Below are 18,231 nucleotides of genomic sequence, written 5' to 3' on the forward strand. Positions count from 1 at the left end.
TCAGCGACCTCCCTTGCGCGACATCTGATCCGTGGCCACGGCCAGGATCACCAGGATGCCGGTCACCAGGATCTGGTAGACCGACGACACACCCATCAGCGTCAGGCCGTTGCGGAACACGCCAACGATCAGTGCACCCACCAGCGTGCCCAGGATGATGCCGCGGCCACCGAACAGGCTGGTGCCCCCCAGCACGACCGCGGTGATGGCGTCCAGGTTCTCGGTCTGGCCGGCGTTCGGATCTCCGGCACCGGTGCGGGCAACGGCCAGCATCGAGGCGATGCCGTAGAAGGTGCCGGCCAGCGCGTAGACGGTCAGCAGCACGCGGTCGGTCGGGATGCCGGTCAGGCGGGTCGCTTCGGGGTTGTTGCCCACGGCGTAGACGTGGCGGCCCGGCGCGGTCTCGCGCAGCCAGAGCCAGGTGGCGACGTACAGCGCGAGCATCAGCACGCTGCCGTAGGCGACGCGGGCGCCGCCCAGACCGAAGGTCTCGCCCAGCAGGTTCATGCCGTCGGGGATGTTGGTGATCGTCTGGGCGTGCGAGTAGAGCTGCGTGACGGCGAACGCGATGTTCAGCGTGCCCAGCGTGACGATGAAGGGGGGCAGCTTGATGCGGGTGACGAGCAGGCCGTTGATCAGGCCGAACAGGGTCGTCACGGCAACACCGCAGAGGATGGCCAGAGGCGCGTTCAGGCCGTAGTCGGCGGCGACCTTGGTCATCACGATGGAGCCCAGGGCCATGACCATGCCGCAGGACAGGTCGATGCCGGCGGTCAGGATGATCAGGGTCTGGCCGATGGCGATCGTGCCGACTACCATGACCTGCTGCAGGATCAGCGAGAAATTCTGCAGCGTGAGAAAGCGTTCGTGCTGGAACGAGAAGAAGCCGCAGGCCAGGATCAGCGCGATGGCTGGGCCCAGTGTCCCGATCGGGGGGAGCTTGGCTTTGAGCGAATGCATGGGTTTGGCTCGCTGGTGGCGTGCATGAAAGGAAAGCCCCGTGGTCACGGGGCTTTCCGGTCAGGGACGATCGATCGATGGCCCCTGTGCGGTCAGAGATCCTCACGCCAGATCAGTCACCCCAGCACTGACCACGGGCCTGCTTGGTGTCGATGCTCTTGACGCCAGCAACCGCCTTGGCCGCCACCAGGTCCACGCCGGTGTCGGTGTAGCCCGACTGGCGCTTGCCGTCCTTGGCGAACTTGACACCAGCGGCCACGCCCATCGCAGCCATCTTCAGCGGGTACTGCATCGAGGTCGCGGCGATCACGCCCTTCTCGACGTTGCCCACGCCGTTGGAGCACATGCCGTCCACACCCAGGATGACGACGCTCTTTTCCTTGCCAGCGGCCTTCAGCGCCTTGTAGGCACCGGCGGCTGCGGGTTCGTTGATGGCGTACACCACGTTGATGTCGGCGTTCTTCTGCAGGCAGTTTTCCATGCCGGTCTGGCCCTTGGCGGCGTCGCCGAAGGAGTCGGCCATGCAGACCACGTCCGCCGGCTGGGCCAGCTCGTTGCTCTCGGCGGGCAGGGTCTTCATGCCCATGCCGGCCAGGAAGCCGTTGTGGCGCTGCGCACCGACCGGGTGGCCAGGGAACAGATCCATCGTGGCGATGATGGCCTTCTTGCCGCCCAGCGTGGCCTTGGCGTAAGCGCCGATCAGCTCGCCGGCCTTGTAGTTGTTGGTGGCGAACAGGGCGTCCGCTTCCGGCACCGGGCTGTCAAGGGCGATGACTTGCACGCCCTGGGCCTTCATCTTCTTGATCGTCGGGACGATCGCGTCACCCGACGAGGTGATCAGGATGGTCTTGGCACCGGCGGCGACCATGTTTTCCATCGCGGTGATCTGGCCGGCGGTGTCACCGTCCTGCTTGCCGGCAGCCGACAGCAGCTTGGCACCCAGCTTCTTGGCTTCGGCTTCGGCGCCTTCCTTCATCTTGACGAAGAACGGGTTGGTTTCGGTCTTGGTGATCAGGCCGATGACGGGCTGCGCAGCCATCGTCGAGGTGGCGAAGCAGGCGAGAGCGGCAGCGAAGCCCAGGGTGGAAAGACGCGACATGTTTTGTCTCCGGAAGAAAAGGCGGCCAGTGGAACGGGCCAGGTGGTGAGGTGAGGTCCGCTGGGTGGTGAACCTGCGGAACGAATGGTAGCGGCTTGACTAATTAAATCAACCAGCTTGATTTAGTGGTTTCCCTAGTGTCCGCACGGCCCACTGATGAGACGATCGCGACCCCAACTCCGTTGACCGAGCAAACCATGAGTGCAGCGCCTGCGAATCTGTCCATCGTCATCTGTGGTGAGTCCCTGCTGGACGTGTTCCAGGACGGCCCCACGCCCACCGGCCTGCATCTGGATGCCGTGGTCGGTGGTTCGCCGCTGAATGTGGCCGCTGGTGTGCAGCGCATGGGGCAGCCGGCGGTGTTTCTGGGAGCGATCTCGCGCGATTTCCTGGGCGAGCGCATCCTGAAGAGCGTGGTCGACGAGGGCATCTCGACCGAGGCGGTGGTCCTGAACGACGCGCCCACGACGCTGAGCCTGGTCGGTGTCGACGCCAACGGCGTGCCCAGCTACCGCTTCTACGGCACGGGTGGCTCGGACCGCCAGTTGCTGCCGGAACACCTCGCGCGCCTGCCGGCCGAAGTGGCCGCGATCCATTTCGGCTCCTTCGGTTGCGTGGTCGAGCCGATCGCCTCCACCATCCGGACGCTGGTCGAGCAGCGCCACACCACCACCGTCATCTCCTACGACCCGAACGTGCGGCTGAATGTCGAGCCCTCGCTGGACGCCTGGCGCGACAACATCGAATGGATGTCGGCGCGCACGCACCTGCTCAAGCTCAGCGACGAGGACTTCGAGCGCCTGTATCCGGAACGGGATCCGGCCGATCTGGCGGCGCGCTGGCTGGCGGCGGGGGTGTCGCTGGTGATGATGACGCGCGGCGGCGACGGTGCGCTGGCGTGGACGCGGGAAGGGCAGTGCGAGGTGCCGGCGCCCAAGGTGCAGGTGCAGGACACCGTCGGTGCGGGCGACACCTTCCAGGCCGCCACACTCGTGGCGCTGGCGGAACTCGGCCGGCTCAGCCCGGTTGGACTGGCCAGCCTCACGCTCGACGAAGTGCGGCGCGTGGCCGACTTCGCGGCCAACGCCGCGGCCATCACCTGCACCCGCCGCGGCCCCGATCTGCCGCGCCGAAGCGAACTGCGTGCAAGTATCTGACATCCAGTTGAAAAATCAGCTATGATCTAAGGCTCTTGTCGGGGCGTAGCGCAGCCTGGTAGCGCATCTGGTTTGGGACCAGAGGGTCGAAGGTTCGAATCCTTTCGCCCCGACCAAGAACTTCACACCGCCAGATTCTTCAATCTGCACACTGCCCGTAGCTCAACTGGATAGAGCACCGGCCTTCTAAGCCGGGGGTCGGGAGTTCGAGTCTCTCCGGGCAGGCCACTCAGGCACCCCGCACCCACCGCATCCGCGCATGTCCACTCCGCTGGAACGCCGCCTCCTCCCCTTCATCGCCTGCCAAGGCGCCTTCTCGACGCTGATCGGCTTCGCCGGCGTACTCGTGTTCGCGCAGCGCGGCTGGACGTTGGCCGTCGTGTTCACGGCGGTGATGCTGACCGCCACGATGGCGTGCATCGTCGGCGCCTTCGCGCTGGGGCGGCGCTGGTCGTTGCAGCCGGCGCACCTGATCCGCGCGGGTTTCCTACTCCCCGCGCTGGTGCTGCTGCTGGCGCAGGACGAGCCACTGTGGCTGGCCGTGGCGATCGGCGCATTCATCGGGCTGACCTGGGGCGCACGGCTGTGGCTGGAGCTGAGCCTGCTCGCCGACGCCGACCGCGACCCCTACGCGGCCCACACCACCGTCTGGACCGTCTTCGCCGGGCTCTGCGCCACGCTGACGGTCACGCTGTTCCTGTCGATGACCGGTGAACGCGCTGCGGCGGTCTACACCAGCTATGCGGCGCTGGCGCTGGTGGCTGCGGTCTGGGCGCCGCGCCGGTTGCCGAGCACGCCAGCGATCCATTGGGAGCGCCCGATGGCCGTGGTGCGGCAGCCCGGTTTCGTGCGCTGCCTGCCGCTGTACGGGCTGGAGTCGGGACTGATGGGCGTGGGCATGGTGCTCGGGGCCAGCGGCGCGGTGCAGGCGCTCGGGGTCGTGAGCCACTACGGCTGGACGGCCAGCGCCGCGACGGTGTTCGGCGGCCTGGCGCTGTTCGCGCTGCGCGGCCGTCGGCACGCCGGAAATCGCCTGCGCTGGATGGCGCTGGCCGCCGTCGGCATGGTCGCCGCCCATCTGCTGCTGGGGGCGAGTGTCTGGCATCCGGCGCTCTACGTCGTCCATCTGCTGACATTGGCTGCGGTGCAACCGTTCTGGGCCGCCAGCGAGCAGGTGCTGAACCAGCGGCTGCTCGACCTGGAAGGCGCGCTGGCGGACCGCATCGTCGTGCGCGAGGTCGTGCTGTGGGCCTTCCGGATGCTGGCGCTGGGGGGCTTCTGGTGGAGCGTGCAGGGCTGGTCGCCGGTGCGAGTGCTGCTGCTAGGGGCGGGGCTGATGGCGGTGGCGGTCGTGCTGGAGTGGACGGTCGGGCGTGCCTGGCTGCGGCGTGCTGGATAGTCTGTGCAGTAATCCGCTGTTTCTGCCTTGATTTGTCGTGATCAGTCGCCATTCAGAGGGCTGGTATTTCCGAATTCGGTGTCTTCCGTGCAGTATTCCCATCTGAAAACAATGAACATCAGAGGGAGTGGCGGTGATGCACGACGCGAAGACGGATGCGTGGGCGTACTGGGGCAAGGCGCGCCCTTCCGAGGGCACGGGCGGCGGTTACTGCCATTTGTTGGTCTATCACGCGCTGGATGTGGCGGCGGTGGGCGCCATGTACCTGCGCCGGTCACCGGCCTTGCGACAGTGGTTGCGCGAGAGTCTGTGCATTGAGGATGACTCGGCGCTGCTGGCCTGGGTGACCTTTTGGCTGGCGTTGCATGACCTGGGCAAGTTCTCGCTGAGCTTTCAGTCGCAGCGGCCCGATCTTGTCAAAATTTTGCAGGGTGAATGGCCTCCCGATGTCGGTGCCGAGAGGGTGCGCCACGACACGTTGGGCATGGGGTTTTGGGCCGAGCACCTGCAGGATCGTGCAGTCGATGAAGGCTGGTTTGGTCCGGATGCGGATTGCATCACCGGTGTGTCGTCCTGGGCGCAAGCGGTCACCGGCCACCACGGCCAGCCGCCCCAGGCCGATGCCACGCGGCATGTGCGCCGACATTTCCGCGCGGTGGATGTGTTGGCGGCCACGGCCTTTGTCGAATCAATGCGCACGCTGTTCCTGACGCCCGAGGTCACCCGCTTTGTGTCGGCGATGGGGGCGATTCGCTTCGAGCAGGTGAGCCAGCGACTGTCATGGTGGGTGGCGGGTGTGGCGGTGCTGGCCGACTGGATTGGTTCGAATGCAGCCATCTTCCGATACCGTGATCGGGCAACGTCCCCACTGGCGGATTACTGGTGTGAGGCGCTCGGGCTGGCTGGCCAGGCGCTTGATGCGTCGGGCGTGCTGCCCGCAGCGATTCCGGCGCCGCTCGGGTTCACGGCGCTGTTTCCAGTGTTGCAGACGCCTTCCCCTTTGCAGCAGCGAGCGGCCACGATGGACTTGCCGGCGGGGCCGCAAATCCACCTGCTCGAAGACGTGACGGGTGCTGGCAAGACCGAAGCGGCCATGATGCTCGCCCACCGCCTGATGGCCAGCGGAGTGGCCGACGGGTATTTCATCGGCCTGCCGACGATGGCGACGGCCAACGCGATGTATGGCCGCTTGGCGACGCTGCAGGCGCGGTTATTTGCCGGGCGAGCCAGTCTGGTGCTGGCGCATGGACGCAAGGATCTGGTCGAGGAGTTTGCTGCGTCGGTGATCGAGCCCGGTGATGAGGAGCGGGACGCCGCGCAGGGTGACGACACGGCCACCAGCCGCTGCACCCGCTGGCTGGCGGACCACAACAAACGTGCTTTGCTGGCGCCGGCTGGTGTCGGCACGGTCGATCAGGCCCTGCTGGCGGTGCTGCAGGGCAAGCACCAGTCGCTGCGGCTGCTCGGGCTGTTTCGCAAAGTGCTGATCGTGGACGAGGTCCATGCCTGCGACGATTACATGCAGGGGGTGCTGGAGGCGCTGCTGGAGTTTCACGCGATGTCGGGTGGCAGCGCCATCCTGCTGTCGGCCACGCTGCCTGCGCGGATGAAACGTGCGCTGCTGAAAGCTTACGCCCGTGGGCGGGGAGAGGCGCCGCCGCGGCTGGAGCGGTCGGACTATCCTTTGACGACGGCCTGGCCCGGGATGGGGGCGGGCTCGGCGCTGGAAACCCCGGTCGCCACGCGCTCCGATGTGCGTCGAACGGTGCGCATTCGCTGGGAGCCGGCGTTGTCGGCCGTGGTGGCGGGTGTGGCCGAGGTGCTGCGGGCTGGGCAGTGCGTGATCTGGATACGCAACACGGTCTCGGATGCGCTGCAGGCGCGTGATCTGCTGGCGGATCAGGTGCCGGCCGAGTCGATCACGCTGTTCCATGCCCGCTTCACGCTGGGCGACCGGCTCGACACCGAGGCCAAGGTGCTGGCGCAGTTCGGGCCGGAGAGTGCGCCGCAGGATCGCCGCGGGCGCCTGCTGATCGCGACCCAGGTGGCGGAGCAGTCGCTCGATGTTGATGCGGATCTGCTGGTGTCCGATCTTGCACCGATGGACCGGATCATCCAGCGTGCCGGCCGGCTGCGTCGCCACACCCGTGACCTTGACGGACGCCGCTGTCCTCCGGGGCAGCCTGATGCGCGCGGTGAGCCGTGCTTGTGGGTTCACGGGCCGGCCTGGACCGAGACGCCCGCAGCAGACTGGTTCAAGCAACTCCTGCCGAAGGCGGCGCATGTGTATGCGGATCACAGCCGCCTGTGGCTGACCGCTCAGCAGCTCCAGCGTGGTGCGTTCACGATGCCTGATGACGCTCGCCGATTGGTCGAGGCGGTTTACGGGGAAGACGCCGAGTTGCCGGCTGCGCTGGAGTCGAGCAACCTGCGCGCGGTAGGCAAGGCGTACAGCGACCGTTCGATCAGCAAGGTCCACCAGATTTCAGCCACTTCGGGCTATGAGCGCAGCGGGACCGACTGGCTGTCCGACACCTCGGCGCCGTCGCGACTGGGTGACGAGTCGGTCGATGTGGTGCTGGGTCGTTGGGCGGCGGAACGGGTGATCCCCTGGCGCGATGACAAGGCGCTTCATGCCTGGGCCTACAGCACGGTGCGCGTGCCACGCCGGTTGCTCGACGAGGTGCCACTGCCCGAGGACACAGGCCGGCAGCGGGCCATCGAGGCTGCCAAGGAGACGATGCCCGGCGGAGGGCGCTGGGTGCGGCTGCTGGTGATGGCTGACACGGGCGGTGTTTTCACCGGCGAGGCCCTGGCGCAGCCGCGTGGTCGTTTGCCGGCGCAATGCATGCATTGGCGCTACGACGCAGCGATGGGGTTGGTGTCCGTGGTGCCGGCTTCAGATGAATCCAAGTGAACGTGACGCAGTGGAGGACAAGACATCGTGAACATGCTGAAAAATGAATGGATCCCGGTTCGCCTGCGCGATGGCCGCCGGGAGTGGGTGCGGCCGGCGGCGCTGGCACGGCCGGACGTGGTGGCGTTCGATGCGGATCGGGCGGACTTCAATGGCGCGCTGGCGCAGTTCGCCATCGGGCTGCTGCAAATGGTCTGCGCGCCAGGGAGTCAGGCCGAGTGGATCGTGCGTTGGCGGAAGCCGCTGGACGAGGCGAAGTTGCACGAGGCGCTGTCGCCGTGGGCTGCCCATTTCGGTTTTGACGGGGAGGGCGTACGGTTCATGCAGGACATCGAACTGCGGGCGGCTGATGGTGACCCGGTGCCGATTGCCAACCTGCTGATCGAGACACCGGGCGAGAACACGCTGAAGAACCACGGTGACCATTTTGTCAAACGTGGACAGGTGGGCCGCATGTGCCCGTGCTGCGCGGCGCTGGCGCTGTTCACGCTGCAGGTCAATGCGCCCGCGGGTGGCGCCGGGCACCGCACCAGCCTGCGCGGAGGCGGGCCGCTGACAACACTGCTGGTGCCGTCCGACCGCGTCGATGCACCGCGCAGCTTGTGGCACCTGCTCTGGCTCAACGTGCTGCCGATGAGTGATTTCCCCCGCCCTGATGACCCTGAGGCGCTGGAAGAACCGCATTTCAAGCTGCCCTGGCTGGCCTCCATCGCCGCAGTGCAGAGCGACGGCGGCAGTGTGGCGCCCGTGCAAGTGCATCCACTGCACGTGCTGTGGGCCATGCCTCGGCGCATCCGACTGGACTTCGATGCGACTGAAGCCGGGACATGCGACCTGTGCCATCGACCGTCCGAGCGGCTGGTGTCGCGCTACGTCACGCGCAATTACGGCCTGAACTACAAGGGCGCGTGGCGCCACCCGCTGACACCGCACTACGCCGTCAAGGACGACGCGTTGCCGATGCACCCGCAGCCCGGCGGCCTGGGCTGGCGTCACTGGCTCGGTCTGGTGCTGGGGATGGACAACGACAAACGACACATCACACCAGCGGCTGTGGTGAGCCGGTTCCTGGGCAATCCACTGCTGCGGGGAACAGATCAGTCGCTGCGCCTGTGGGCCTTCGGGTACGACATGGACAACATGAAGGCGCGTTGCTGGTACGAAGCGACGATGCCGCTGTACGACCTGGCCGATGGCGATGCGGCGGCCCTGAAGTGGCTGCGCGAGGACATCACGCTGTGGCTGGATGGGGCCGAACGGGTGCTCGGGTATGCGCGCTCGGCCGTCAAGGACGCGTGGTTTGGCGCCGAGGCGCGGGGCGATTTCAGCCACATCGATGCCGCGTACTGGAGCGCCACCGAGGCGATGTTCTACCGGATGCTTCGCGAAACGCTGGCCGCGGCGCGCTCGGGCACAGCGATCGAAGGTGAGGCGCTGAGGCAACGCTGGCTGACACACCTGCAGAGCGTGGCGCTGCGCCTGTTCGAGCAGGATCTGGTCGGCGCCGGGCCGATCGAGCGCCAGAACCCGCGGCGTGTGGCGGCTGCACATCACCAGTTGCGGGCCAACCTGTATGGCCCGAAGTTGCGCAGTGCGCTGGCCTTGCCGACAGTCGCCGCGCCCGCTCCCCGTGCCGCTCGCAAGACAGCAGCCGGTGCAGGCTCCGGCGCCCGCTCACGCAAACCGGCTGGGTCCACCCCGGCCTGACCACAAGGAGAGGACACCATGACTTCCAAGCACGACTACGCGAACGCGACAGCCGACTCCGGTGGGTTGTCGCCCGCTGTTCTCCGGGCATTCCTGCACTGGTGGGAGCGTCTCGCGGCCGAAGACGCCGCCGGGCTCGACAAGGCCGACCGGGCGGTGCTGCGGCGCTGCGACACGCCGACGGCGGTGGCCTGCACGGGCGCCTACCAGCGCGCCTACCGTTGCATGGCGGCAGCGCACGAGGGCGAGCCCTGGACACCCTGGCAGCAGGACCGACTGGCCGCGCTGGTCGGCTTGGCCGCGCACATCCGCACGCGCGGTGACCACGACCTGCCGACCGAGCTGCGCCTGCCGATGGAGGCGCCGCGGGTCAGCGAACTGCGCTTTCGACGCCTGATCGAATCGCCCGACGTGGACACGCTGTTCGTGGGGGTGCGCCGGGTGTTGCCGCTGATCGGGCACCACGTCGATCTGTTCTCGCTGGCACGCGACCTCTGGCGCTGGAACGACCAGGTCCGCAAGCGCTGGACCTATGCCTATTACGACACCACCGCGCCACGCACCCGTGTGGCGGCATCGTCGGACGCCTGACCTGTTTGCCCGGTCGTCATCCGATTTCATTCCCGTTCATTTCATTCAGAGAGGCTCACCATGTCCCGTTTTGTGCAACTGCACCTGCTGACCCACTACCCCCCGTCCAACCTCAACCGCGACGACACCGGCCGCCCTAAAACCGCACTGGTCGGTGATGCGACCCGGCTGCGCATCTCGTCGCAGAGCCTCAAGCGTGCATGGCGCACCTCCGAAGTGTTCGAGGGGCAACTCGGTGGGCAGATCGGCACGCGCACCAAGCGGATCGGCCGCGAGGTGTTCAAGGTGCTCCAGGCGGGCGGGCTCGACGACAAGCGCGCCCGCGAGTGGGCCAAGCTGATCGCCGCGCAGTTCGGCAAGCTCAAGTCCGACAAGAAGACCGAGGGTGATGTCGATCTGGAGACCGAACAGCTTGCCCACCTGAGCCCCGAGGAACTCGATGCGATCTCGGCGCTGCAGCAGGTGCTGATCGCGCGCCGCTCGGAGCCGACGGCCGATGAACTCAAGCTGTTGAGCCGGCCGCGGCGGGCGGTGGACATCGCGATGTTCGGGCGCATGCTCGCCGACTCCGCCATCCACAACGTCGAGGCGGCCGTGCAGGTGGCGCACGCGATCACGGTTCACCGGGTCGCGGTCGAGGACGACTATTTCAGCGCGGTCGATGACCTCAACAGTCCTGGCGACACCGGTGCCGGGCACATTGGCGAGCGCGGCTTCGGCGCTGGCCTGTTTTACCTGTACCTGGCGATCGACCGCGAACTGCTGCAGCGCAACCTTGGCGACGATGCGGCGCTGACCGCCCGGGCTCTTGACGCGCTGGTGCAGGCGGTCACGCGGGTGTCGCCGACCGGCATGCAGAACAGTTTCGCATCGCGCGCCTACGCCAGCTATGTGCTCGCCGAAAAGGGCGACCAGCAGCCCCGGTCGCTGTCGGAGGCGTTCCTGAAACCGGTGCGGGCCCGTGAGGGCGAGGACATGCTGACGCAGGCCGTGGCGGCGATCGAGCGGCGGCGGGCCAGTTTTGATGCGGTTTATGGCGCGTGTGCGGATGCGCGCTGTGTCGTGAATGTCGAAACGCCGGAAGGGTCTGTGCGCGAACTGGCCGCTTTTGTCGCCGGGTGACGCCGATGGACGAGCTGTCTTCCTCCTCTTCTTCTTCCGCTTCCTTTCTGGTGTTTCAGCTCCACGCGACGCTGTCGTCATGGGGCGAGCCGGCGGTGGGTGAGTACCGCGGCACGGCTGAACACCCGGGGCAATCGGCGCTGGTCGGGTTGTTGGGCGCGGCGCTTGGGCTGCAGCGTGATGACGAGCTGGCCCATGCCGCGCTGCGCGATGGCTACGGCTATGCCGTGGCACGGCTGTCGGGCGGGCGGCTGCTGCGCGATTACCACACCGCGCAGGTGCCCCCACGTTCGGCGCTCAAGGGGCGGCCGACTTCGACGCGCCGGGCTGAGTTGTCCGTGCCTCGCCACGATCTGAACACGATCCTGTCCACCCGCGACTACCGGCAGGACGCTTCCAGCCTCGTGGCGGTGGCACCAAGGTCGGGCGGGCTGCCGGCGCATGCGCTCGATGCGCTGGCCGAGGCGTTGCGTCGGCCGCGTTTCGTGCTGTACCTGGGGCGCAAGTCCTGCGCGCCGAGTGCGCCGTTGTGGCCGCAGGTCATTGAGGCATCTTCGGCGCGGGATGCTTTCGCGCGCTATGCCGCGCTGCACGAGTCGGCCCGCACCGCCGCGCACGAAGCGTCCCGGGATGCACGGGGTCGGCCGGCACTGGACCTGCTGCCCGCGCTGGCGCCGATCGAGCGGCTGCATTTTGATGACCACATTGCGGCGGGCGTGCCGGCCGAGATGAGCGTGCCGCGCAAGGACCGCTTGATTCGCCGGATCGGCTGGCAGTTCGGTGACCGAACAGAACACATGGCCTGGCTGGCCGGGGAGGGTTGAATGGACATGGACACCGAATCGCATCAACCGGCAGGGACTGGGACTGCACTGGCGTCCCACTTCTTCAGCGTGGTCAGTGCCCGACCCGGTCAGGAGCGCGCTGCCGCCCACCAGCGGCTCGACGACGACGCCTATGGCGATCACCAGTGGCTTTGGCGGCTCTTTCCCGCGGCACCCGGTACGCCGCGTGATTTCTTGTTTCGCCGTGACGACGAGCCGGGTCGGCCGCCGCGCTACCACGTCGTGTCGGCCCGGCCGCCGATTGATCCCGGCGGCGCCTGGGAGGTGCGCACGCGCGACTACATGCCTCGGCTGGCCGCGGGGGACCGGCTGGCGTTCGAGTTGCGGGCCAGTCCCACGGTGCGCCACGACCGCGAGGGTGGCAAGTCGCGGCGACACGACGTGGTGATGGACGCCAAGAAGCGGTTGCTGGCCGAGCGTGGGTTGCCTGACTGGGCGTCCTGGGTTGGGGATGACCGGCCGCCGCTGTATGCGTTGGTGCAATCGAGCTGCGCCGACTGGCTCACGCGGCGGGCTGAGCGGGCGGGGTTCGAGCTGGATGAAGACGCCTGCGTGGCCTCGGCTTACCAGCAGTTCAGCCGTTCCGGGGGCCGGCGAAGTGCTGGTGCCGCCGCTGCTCTGCAGTTCTCGTCGGTCGATCTGGCGGGGTGGTTGACGGTGCGTGATCCCGATCGGTTCGTTCAGGCGCTGGTGCAGGGCCTCGGGCCGGCCAAGGCGTTTGGCTGCGGCTTGCTGCTGGTGCGGCGATGAGCGGGGTGTTGCTGCCACCGCTCAAACCCTTGCCCATGAAAGAGCGGGTGTCGGTTGTTTTCGTCGAGCGGGGCGAGATCGACGTGCTGGACGGTGCGTTTGTCGTCGTGGACGCGACGGGCATTCGCACACAGATTCCGGTGGGCGGCGTGGCCTGCATCATGCTGGAGCCGGGTACGCGGCTGTCGCACCGGGCGGCGGCGCTGGCGGCGCGGGTGGGCACCTTGCTGGTCTGGGTGGGCGAAGCGGGTGTTCGGCTGTACTCGTCCGGCCAGCCGGGTGGGGCGCGGGCGGACCGGCTGCTCTACCAGGCGAAGCTGGCGCTGGACGAGGGCCTGCGGCTGAAGGTGGTGCGCAAGATGTACGCGCTGCGCTTCGGTGAAGAGCCGCCGGCCCGGCGCAGCGTCGAGCAGCTTCGCGGCATCGAGGGCGCGCGTGTGCGGCAGACCTACCAGACGCTGGCGAAGAAGTTCGGGGTGGTCTGGAAGGGGCGAGACTATGACGCCGAGGACTGGGGCGGGTCGGACCTGCCCAACCGCTGCCTGTCGGCGGCCACTTCGTGTCTGTACGGGGTGACCGAGGCGGCGGTGTTGGCGGCGGGGTATGCACCGGCCGTGGGGTTCATCCACACCGGCAAGCCGCTGTCCTTCGTGTACGACATTGCCGATGTGTACAAGTTCGAGACGGTGGTGCCCATCGCCTTCAAGGTGGCGGCGTCCCATCCGGCGGGCAACCCGGAGCGGGCGGTGCGGCTGGGCTGCCGCGACGTGTTCCGCCAGACACGGTTGCTGGACCGGATCATTCCGGACATCGAGGACATCCTGGCGGCCGGTGAAATCGCCAAGCCCGAGGCGCCGGTCGATGCGGTCGGTCCGGCTTTGCCCAATCCCGAGGGAGTCGGCGATGCTGGTCATCGTGGTTGAGAATGCGCCGCCGCGCCTGCGCGGTCGGCTGGCGATCTGGCTGCTGGAGGTGCGTGCGGGCGTGTACGTCGGCACCTATTCCCGCAAGGTGCGCGAACACATCTGGAGTCAGGTCGAAGAGGGCATTGAGGAAGGCAACGCCGTGATGGTCTGGCGCAGCAGCGCCGAGGCCGGTTTCGAGTTCGTCACCCTGGGCACCAATCGCCGGATGCCGGTCGATTTTGACGGCGTCCAACTGGTCAGCTTCCATCCGGAACCACTGTCCGACGCTCCTTAACAATCCGTGTCTGAAATGCACCTCCGGATCGGTAGAATTCGGAGGTGCTGTTTTTGTCTTTGAAATCAATGAGATAGAAATGGTGTGTTCCCCACGGGCGTGGGGATGAACCGTACTGCTCAGCGTCTGAGCTGACGCGGATCACGTGTTCCCCACGGGCGTGGGGATGAACCGTTCAACCACATCCGGCAGGTGATCTTCCATGCGTGTTCCCCACGGGCGTGGGGATGAACCGGCATCCACTGCCCAAGGCAATTTGGCGCAGACGTGTTCCCCACGGGCGTGGGGATGAACCGAGCTGTACCGGATCGACACGCAGTTCCGGCGAGTGTTCCCCACGGGCGTGGGGATGAACCGACATCGAGCGCCTGCTCGCCGTCGCCATCACCGTGTTCCCCACGGGCGTGGGGATGAACCGGCCGAGCTGGCGATCCAGTCGTTCGGTGAGCTGTGTTCCCCACGGGCGTGGGGATGAACCGGTCAGCGTGCTGTTCCCGGGCCGCACCGCGAGGTGTTCCCCACGGGCGTGGGGATGAACCGCCGGGCAGATCGAGGCGCTGAAGGGCGAGGTCGTGTTCCCCACGGGCGTGGGGATGAACCGACCGGCGTGCAGGACCAGTCCTACACCAGCGGGTGTTCCCCACGGGCGTGGGGATGAACCGGCGGTACCAGCGGCAAAGGTGAGAAGTTTTGAGTGTTCCCCACGGGCGTGGGGATGAACCGTGCCGCGACTCTAGCTGCAGCGGGAGCTTTTGGTGTTCCCCACGGGCGTGGGGATGAACCGACGGTGACCGGCGACACGCGGGAGCAGCGGCTGTGTTCCCCACGGGCGTGGGGATGAACCGACCAGCGCCGGCGACAAGGACAAGGCGGCCCAGTGTTCCCCACGGGCGTGGGGATGAACCGTCCATGCCGAACACATGCCGCCGACCCAGCCGGTGTTCCCCACGGGCGTGGGGATGAACCGACGCCCGCGATGCCGAGGCCAGTTCGCCCACCGTGTTCCCCACGGGCGTGGGGATGAACCGAAAGCCGGATCGGCTTCACGAACTTGCCGGCGGTGTTCCCCACGGGCGTGGGGATGAACCGCCATTGCCTGCAACTGCCCCAGCGCGTTGTTCGTGTTCCCCACGGGCGTGGGGATGAACCGGCGATCAGCTCGGCCTGGCGGAGCTGGTTGCCGTGTTCCCCACGGGCGTGGGGATGAACCGCCCACCGATGACGCGGCTCATGAGTCCACCCGGTGTTCCCCACGGGCGTGGGGATGAACCGGCTGCTGTCATGGCTGACATCGATACCTTCGTGTGTTCCCCACGGGCGTGGGGATGAACCGCTGCTGGACAAACTCGGCGTGCCGGCCCCGAGGTGTTCCCCACGGGCGTGGGGATGAACCGAAACGACCCGTCGAGCTTGCAGAAATGGTGTGGTGTTCCCCACGGGCGTGGGGATGAACCGCAGGTGGCAGAGCTGCTTGGCATGGCAGACAAGTGTTCCCCACGGGCGTGGGGATGAACCGTCCTGCGGCCGCAACGCCTTTTCGGTTGCGCGGTGTTCCCCACGGGCGTGGGGATGAACCGTCCCAGTCCACCGTGGTCACGGTCAGCTTGCGGTGTTCCCCACGGGCGTGGGGATGAACCGATCGCGCCACATGCGCGCGTGCTCGCGTGCGCGTGTTCCCCACGGGCGTGGGGATGAACCGCCGCGCATGGTGCGGGGGTCGGCGCTGCGGGGGTGTTCCCCACGGGCGTGGGGATGAACCGCTCAACGGCCCGAACTCGTGCCATCTAGACCGGTGTTCCCCACGGGCGTGGGGATGAACCGCTTTTGCCACTTCGGAGTGGTTGAGATCCCGGGTGTTCCCCACGGGCGTGGGGATGAACCGATCACCCGCCAACCTGTTTTCATTGATGGCCTGTGTTCCCCACGGGCGTGGGGATGAACCGACGGAACCTTGATCGATCTGGACCTCACCAAGGTGTTCCCCACGGGCGTGGGGATGAACCGCACACCCGGAAAACGCGCGTGATCTATGGCGCGTGTTCCCCACGGGCGTGGGGATGAACCGTCGACCGCGCTGCGGGTGCTGGCCGGCGAGTGGTGTTCCCCACGGGCGTGGGGATGAACCGACGACTGGGGCGATGTGTCCGGCGAGTGGGACGTGTTCCCCACGGGCGTGGGGATGAACCGGACCGGGTGTTCCCGTCCTGCTGCATCTTGACGTGTTCCCCACGGGCGTGGGGATGAACCGGCGGATCTCGTGGGCGGCAAGCTCGATCCTCAGTGTTCCCCACGGGCGTGGGGATGAACCGTCGACCGTGCTGTCGCGGTAGCTGTCCGCAGCGTGTTCCCCACGGGCGTGGGGATGAACCGCTGTTGTTGTGCCAATTTTTGGATGCGGGGTCGTGTTCCCCACGGGCGTGGGGATGAACCGGCCCACCAGGGCCACCAACTCCCCGCGCTGGAGTGTTCCCCACGGGCGTGGGGATGAACCGGTACGCTCGATGGAGCTGACCGCCGTGATGCGGTGTTCCCCACGGGCGTGGGGATGAACCGTTGCCGATCAGCGCCTGAGACTGTGCGTTCAGGTGTTCCCCACGGGCGTGGGGATGAACCGGCGTCGGGGAACTGGGCTTTGATCTCTTCGGGGTGTTCCCCACGGGCGTGGGGATGAACCGAACTACAGCGTCGCGCGCTCGGTTCTGCTGGGGTGTTCCCCACGGGCGTGGGGATGAACCGCGCGGAATTCAGGTCATCGTTTTTCTGTCGTCGTGTTCCCCACGGGCGTGGGGATGAACCGTTGAGTTCGCGAACCCGACCCGCCCGAACGCCGTGTTCCCCACGGGCGTGGGGATGAACCGTAACCTGCCCTGCGCCCGTCGCGGTGATCGTGGTGTTCCCCACGGGCGTGGGGATGAACCGCAGACCGACTCCGTGCCACTCCCTGACATCGAGTGTTCCCCACGGGCGTGGGGATGAACCGTCTATCTCCAGCAGCATAGACACGCATAACAAGTGTTCCCCACGGGCGTGGGGATGAACCGCCAGTGGCGGATCACGGCGCCGATCACGCGTGGTGTTCCCCACGGGCGTGGGGATGAACCGCGGGGCAAGGCGGGGGGTTTGCTGGTATTCGTGTGTTCCCCACGGGCGTGGGGATGAACCGGTGCGAACCGTCGTCCCCGGTGTAAATCGTGCGTGTTCCCCACGGGCGTGGGGATGAACCGGTGGGCGCAGATCGCCTTCAGGATCACCAGCCGTGTTCCCCACGGGCGTGGGGATGAACCGGCTGCCCTGTGTGGGCTGAGGTGCAATCATGAGTGTTCCCCACGGGCGTGGGGATGAACCGACATGTCAATGGCGGTGTCATACGCCTGACCGGTGTTCCCCACGGGCGTGGGGATGAACCGCTTGATGCAATGGTGCTGGTGGCAATCAAGAGGTGTTCCCCACGGGCGTGGGGATGAACCGGTTTGCAACGGGCTCTTACGCTGGCGCTTGCTGTGTTCCCCACGGGCGTGGGGATGAACCGTAGCGTGACCATTCACGGGTGATTAGCCCGGTGTGTTCCCCACGGGCGTGGGGATGAACCGGCGCCAAGTCCTTCATGGCTGAAATGAAGGACGTGTTCCCCACGGGCGTGGGGATGAACCGCTGGCTGCGACCGTTCGGGGGATCTTTCGGGGGTGTTCCCCACGGGCGTGGGGATGAACCGTCCGGTCTGACATCCAGGCCCGCATCGACGAAGTGTTCCCCACGGGCGTGGGGATGAACCGACTTCGTCATCCCCCGCCGCACCCTGCAGGTTGTGTTCCCCACGGGCGTGGGGATGAACCGGCGCTCGAACTCCGCTCGGCAAAGGCGGGTGCGTGTTCCCCACGGGCGTGGGGATGAACCGCGCAGCAGACGGCCGGCGCAACAACGGCGCTCGTGTTCCCCACGGGCGTGGGGATGAACCGGACAGCGAACTGTCCGACCTGGCTCGCGCTGGGTGTTCCCCACGGGCGTGGGGATGAACCGCAGATGCCTTCGCCGTCTACCGCGATGTCGAAGTGTTCCCCACGGGCGTGGGGATGAACCGCTTGACACCGCCGTGCTGCGCGAGATGTACGGGTGTTCCCCACGGGCGTGGGGATGAACCGCCCATGGCGGCGCGGCATTCATCGGCGCTGAGGTGTTCCCCACGGGCGTGGGGATGAACCGCCCAGCCGGCACATCGGCACCGGCTTGGCAAAGTGTTCCCCACGGGCGTGGGGATGAACCGCAGCTCGATCAGCACGCTCGACAGCAGCGACAGTGTTCCCCACGGGCGTGGGGATGAACCGAGCCGAGCGGACTGGATCATTGTGTCCTGATCTAATGATTTCGCACACACCGATAGGTGGAAATCACCTGGACAACGAACGTGACGAACACGAAACGAAGAGTCTTTGACGCGAGCTTCAAGCTGCAGGTCGTGCAGATGATCCGGTCGCAGGGCCTGGGCA

The 18,231-nt window shown here is 67.0% G+C and carries 12 protein-coding genes, 2 tRNA genes and 1 CRISPR repeat array; of the genes, 12 read left to right on the forward strand and 2 right to left on the reverse strand.

Going from position 1 to position 18,231, the window contains the following annotated elements:
- Together AABN02_RS14315 and AABN02_RS14320 are read right to left on the reverse strand one after the other, a co-directional pair.
- Window positions 1–960, reverse strand: coding sequence for an ABC transporter permease (locus AABN02_RS14315; protein ID WP_338415603.1), 960 nt, complete (start codon window positions 958–960; stop codon window positions 1–3).
- A gap of 112 nt (window positions 961–1,072) precedes the next feature.
- Window positions 1,073–2,059 carry a substrate-binding domain-containing protein gene (locus AABN02_RS14320; protein WP_338415604.1) on the reverse strand — a complete coding sequence of 329 codons (987 nt, stop codon included), beginning with the start codon at window positions 2,057–2,059 and terminating at the stop codon, window positions 1,073–1,075.
- 197 nt (window positions 2,060–2,256) lie between these two features.
- Here AABN02_RS14320 and AABN02_RS14325 point away from each other — a divergent pair, with 197 nt between their 5' ends.
- The 12 genes from AABN02_RS14325 to cas2e all read left to right on the forward strand — a co-directional run bounded on the left by AABN02_RS14325 (window position 2,257) and on the right by cas2e (window position 13,747).
- A complete protein-coding gene (locus tag AABN02_RS14325) occupies window positions 2,257–3,216 on the forward strand; it encodes a carbohydrate kinase (protein WP_338415605.1) in 960 nt (319 codons plus the stop codon).
- Between the two features lie 39 nt (window positions 3,217–3,255).
- Window positions 3,256–3,332 (forward strand) — tRNA-Pro (locus AABN02_RS14330).
- A 35-nt stretch (window positions 3,333–3,367) separates the two neighbouring features.
- A tRNA-Arg gene (locus AABN02_RS14335) sits at window positions 3,368–3,444 on the forward strand.
- A 31-nt stretch (window positions 3,445–3,475) separates the two neighbouring features.
- Window positions 3,476–4,615, forward strand: a complete 1,140-nt coding sequence (locus AABN02_RS14340) for a hypothetical protein (RefSeq protein ID WP_338415606.1) — start codon at window positions 3,476–3,478, stop codon at window positions 4,613–4,615.
- 136 nt (window positions 4,616–4,751) lie between these two features.
- Window positions 4,752–7,532 (forward strand): CRISPR-associated helicase Cas3', encoded by a 2,781-nt coding sequence (gene cas3 / locus AABN02_RS14345; RefSeq protein WP_338415607.1) that lies wholly within the window; start codon window positions 4,752–4,754, stop codon window positions 7,530–7,532.
- Window positions 7,533–7,565: 33 nt separating this feature from the next.
- Window positions 7,566–9,239 (forward strand): type I-E CRISPR-associated protein Cse1/CasA, encoded by a 1,674-nt coding sequence (gene casA / locus AABN02_RS14350; protein ID WP_338415618.1) that lies wholly within the window; start codon window positions 7,566–7,568, stop codon window positions 9,237–9,239.
- Window positions 9,240–9,257: 18 nt separating this feature from the next.
- The gene (casB, locus tag AABN02_RS14355) at window positions 9,258–9,830 is read left to right on the forward strand and encodes a type I-E CRISPR-associated protein Cse2/CasB (RefSeq protein WP_338415608.1); all 573 of its coding nucleotides are present in this window, start codon (window positions 9,258–9,260) and stop codon (window positions 9,828–9,830) included.
- 60 nt (window positions 9,831–9,890) lie between these two features.
- Window positions 9,891–10,952 carry a type I-E CRISPR-associated protein Cas7/Cse4/CasC gene (gene cas7e, locus AABN02_RS14360; protein ID WP_338415609.1) on the forward strand — a complete coding sequence of 354 codons (1,062 nt, stop codon included), beginning with the start codon at window positions 9,891–9,893 and terminating at the stop codon, window positions 10,950–10,952.
- Between the two features lie 5 nt (window positions 10,953–10,957).
- The gene (gene cas5e, locus AABN02_RS14365; protein WP_338415610.1) at window positions 10,958–11,776 is read left to right on the forward strand and encodes a type I-E CRISPR-associated protein Cas5/CasD; all 819 of its coding nucleotides are present in this window, start codon (window positions 10,958–10,960) and stop codon (window positions 11,774–11,776) included.
- Window positions 11,777–12,547: a type I-E CRISPR-associated protein Cas6/Cse3/CasE gene (gene cas6e, locus AABN02_RS14370; protein WP_338415611.1), complete on the forward strand. Its 771-nt coding sequence runs from the start codon at window positions 11,777–11,779 to the stop codon at window positions 12,545–12,547. It begins immediately after the preceding gene.
- 35 nt (window positions 12,548–12,582) lie between these two features.
- A complete protein-coding gene (cas1e, locus tag AABN02_RS14375) occupies window positions 12,583–13,470 on the forward strand; it encodes a type I-E CRISPR-associated endonuclease Cas1e (RefSeq protein ID WP_338415612.1) in 888 nt (295 codons plus the stop codon).
- Window positions 13,451–13,747 carry a type I-E CRISPR-associated endoribonuclease Cas2e gene (gene cas2e / locus AABN02_RS14380; protein ID WP_338415613.1) on the forward strand — a complete coding sequence of 99 codons (297 nt, stop codon included), beginning with the start codon at window positions 13,451–13,453 and terminating at the stop codon, window positions 13,745–13,747. Before cas1e ends, cas2e begins: the two co-directional genes overlap by 20 nt.
- Window positions 13,748–13,831: 84 nt before the next feature.
- A CRISPR array of direct repeats spans window positions 13,832–18,069; the repeat unit is 29 nt; unit sequence GTGTTCCCCACGGGCGTGGGGATGAACCG.
- Window positions 18,070–18,231 lie beyond the last annotated feature (162 nt).

Origin of the sequence: uncultured Sphaerotilus sp. (assembly GCF_963924895.1) — a bacterium.
Classification (GTDB): Bacteria; Pseudomonadota; Gammaproteobacteria; order Burkholderiales; family Burkholderiaceae_C; genus Sphaerotilus.

What these genes read in the sequence shown, in the direction of transcription:
- AABN02_RS14315 (WP_338415603.1), bottom strand. Translation starts at nt 960, where the DNA reads ATGCATTCGCTCAAAGCCAAGCTCCCCCCGATCGGGACACTGGGCCCA.
- AABN02_RS14320 (WP_338415604.1), bottom strand. Translation starts at nt 2,059, where the DNA reads ATGTCGCGTCTTTCCACCCTGGGCTTCGCTGCCGCTCTCGCCTGCTTC.
- AABN02_RS14325 (WP_338415605.1), top strand. Translation starts at nt 2,257, where the DNA reads ATGAGTGCAGCGCCTGCGAATCTGTCCATCGTCATCTGTGGTGAGTCC.
- AABN02_RS14340 (WP_338415606.1), top strand. Translation starts at nt 3,476, where the DNA reads ATGTCCACTCCGCTGGAACGCCGCCTCCTCCCCTTCATCGCCTGCCAA.
- cas3 (WP_338415607.1), top strand. Translation starts at nt 4,752, where the DNA reads ATGCACGACGCGAAGACGGATGCGTGGGCGTACTGGGGCAAGGCGCGC.
- casA (WP_338415618.1), top strand. Translation starts at nt 7,566, where the DNA reads ATGCTGAAAAATGAATGGATCCCGGTTCGCCTGCGCGATGGCCGCCGG.
- casB (WP_338415608.1), top strand. Translation starts at nt 9,258, where the DNA reads ATGACTTCCAAGCACGACTACGCGAACGCGACAGCCGACTCCGGTGGG.
- cas7e (WP_338415609.1), top strand. Translation starts at nt 9,891, where the DNA reads ATGTCCCGTTTTGTGCAACTGCACCTGCTGACCCACTACCCCCCGTCC.
- cas5e (WP_338415610.1), top strand. Translation starts at nt 10,958, where the DNA reads ATGGACGAGCTGTCTTCCTCCTCTTCTTCTTCCGCTTCCTTTCTGGTG.
- cas6e (WP_338415611.1), top strand. Translation starts at nt 11,777, where the DNA reads ATGGACATGGACACCGAATCGCATCAACCGGCAGGGACTGGGACTGCA.
- cas1e (WP_338415612.1), top strand. Translation starts at nt 12,583, where the DNA reads ATGAAAGAGCGGGTGTCGGTTGTTTTCGTCGAGCGGGGCGAGATCGAC.
- cas2e (WP_338415613.1), top strand. Translation starts at nt 13,451, where the DNA reads ATGCTGGTCATCGTGGTTGAGAATGCGCCGCCGCGCCTGCGCGGTCGG.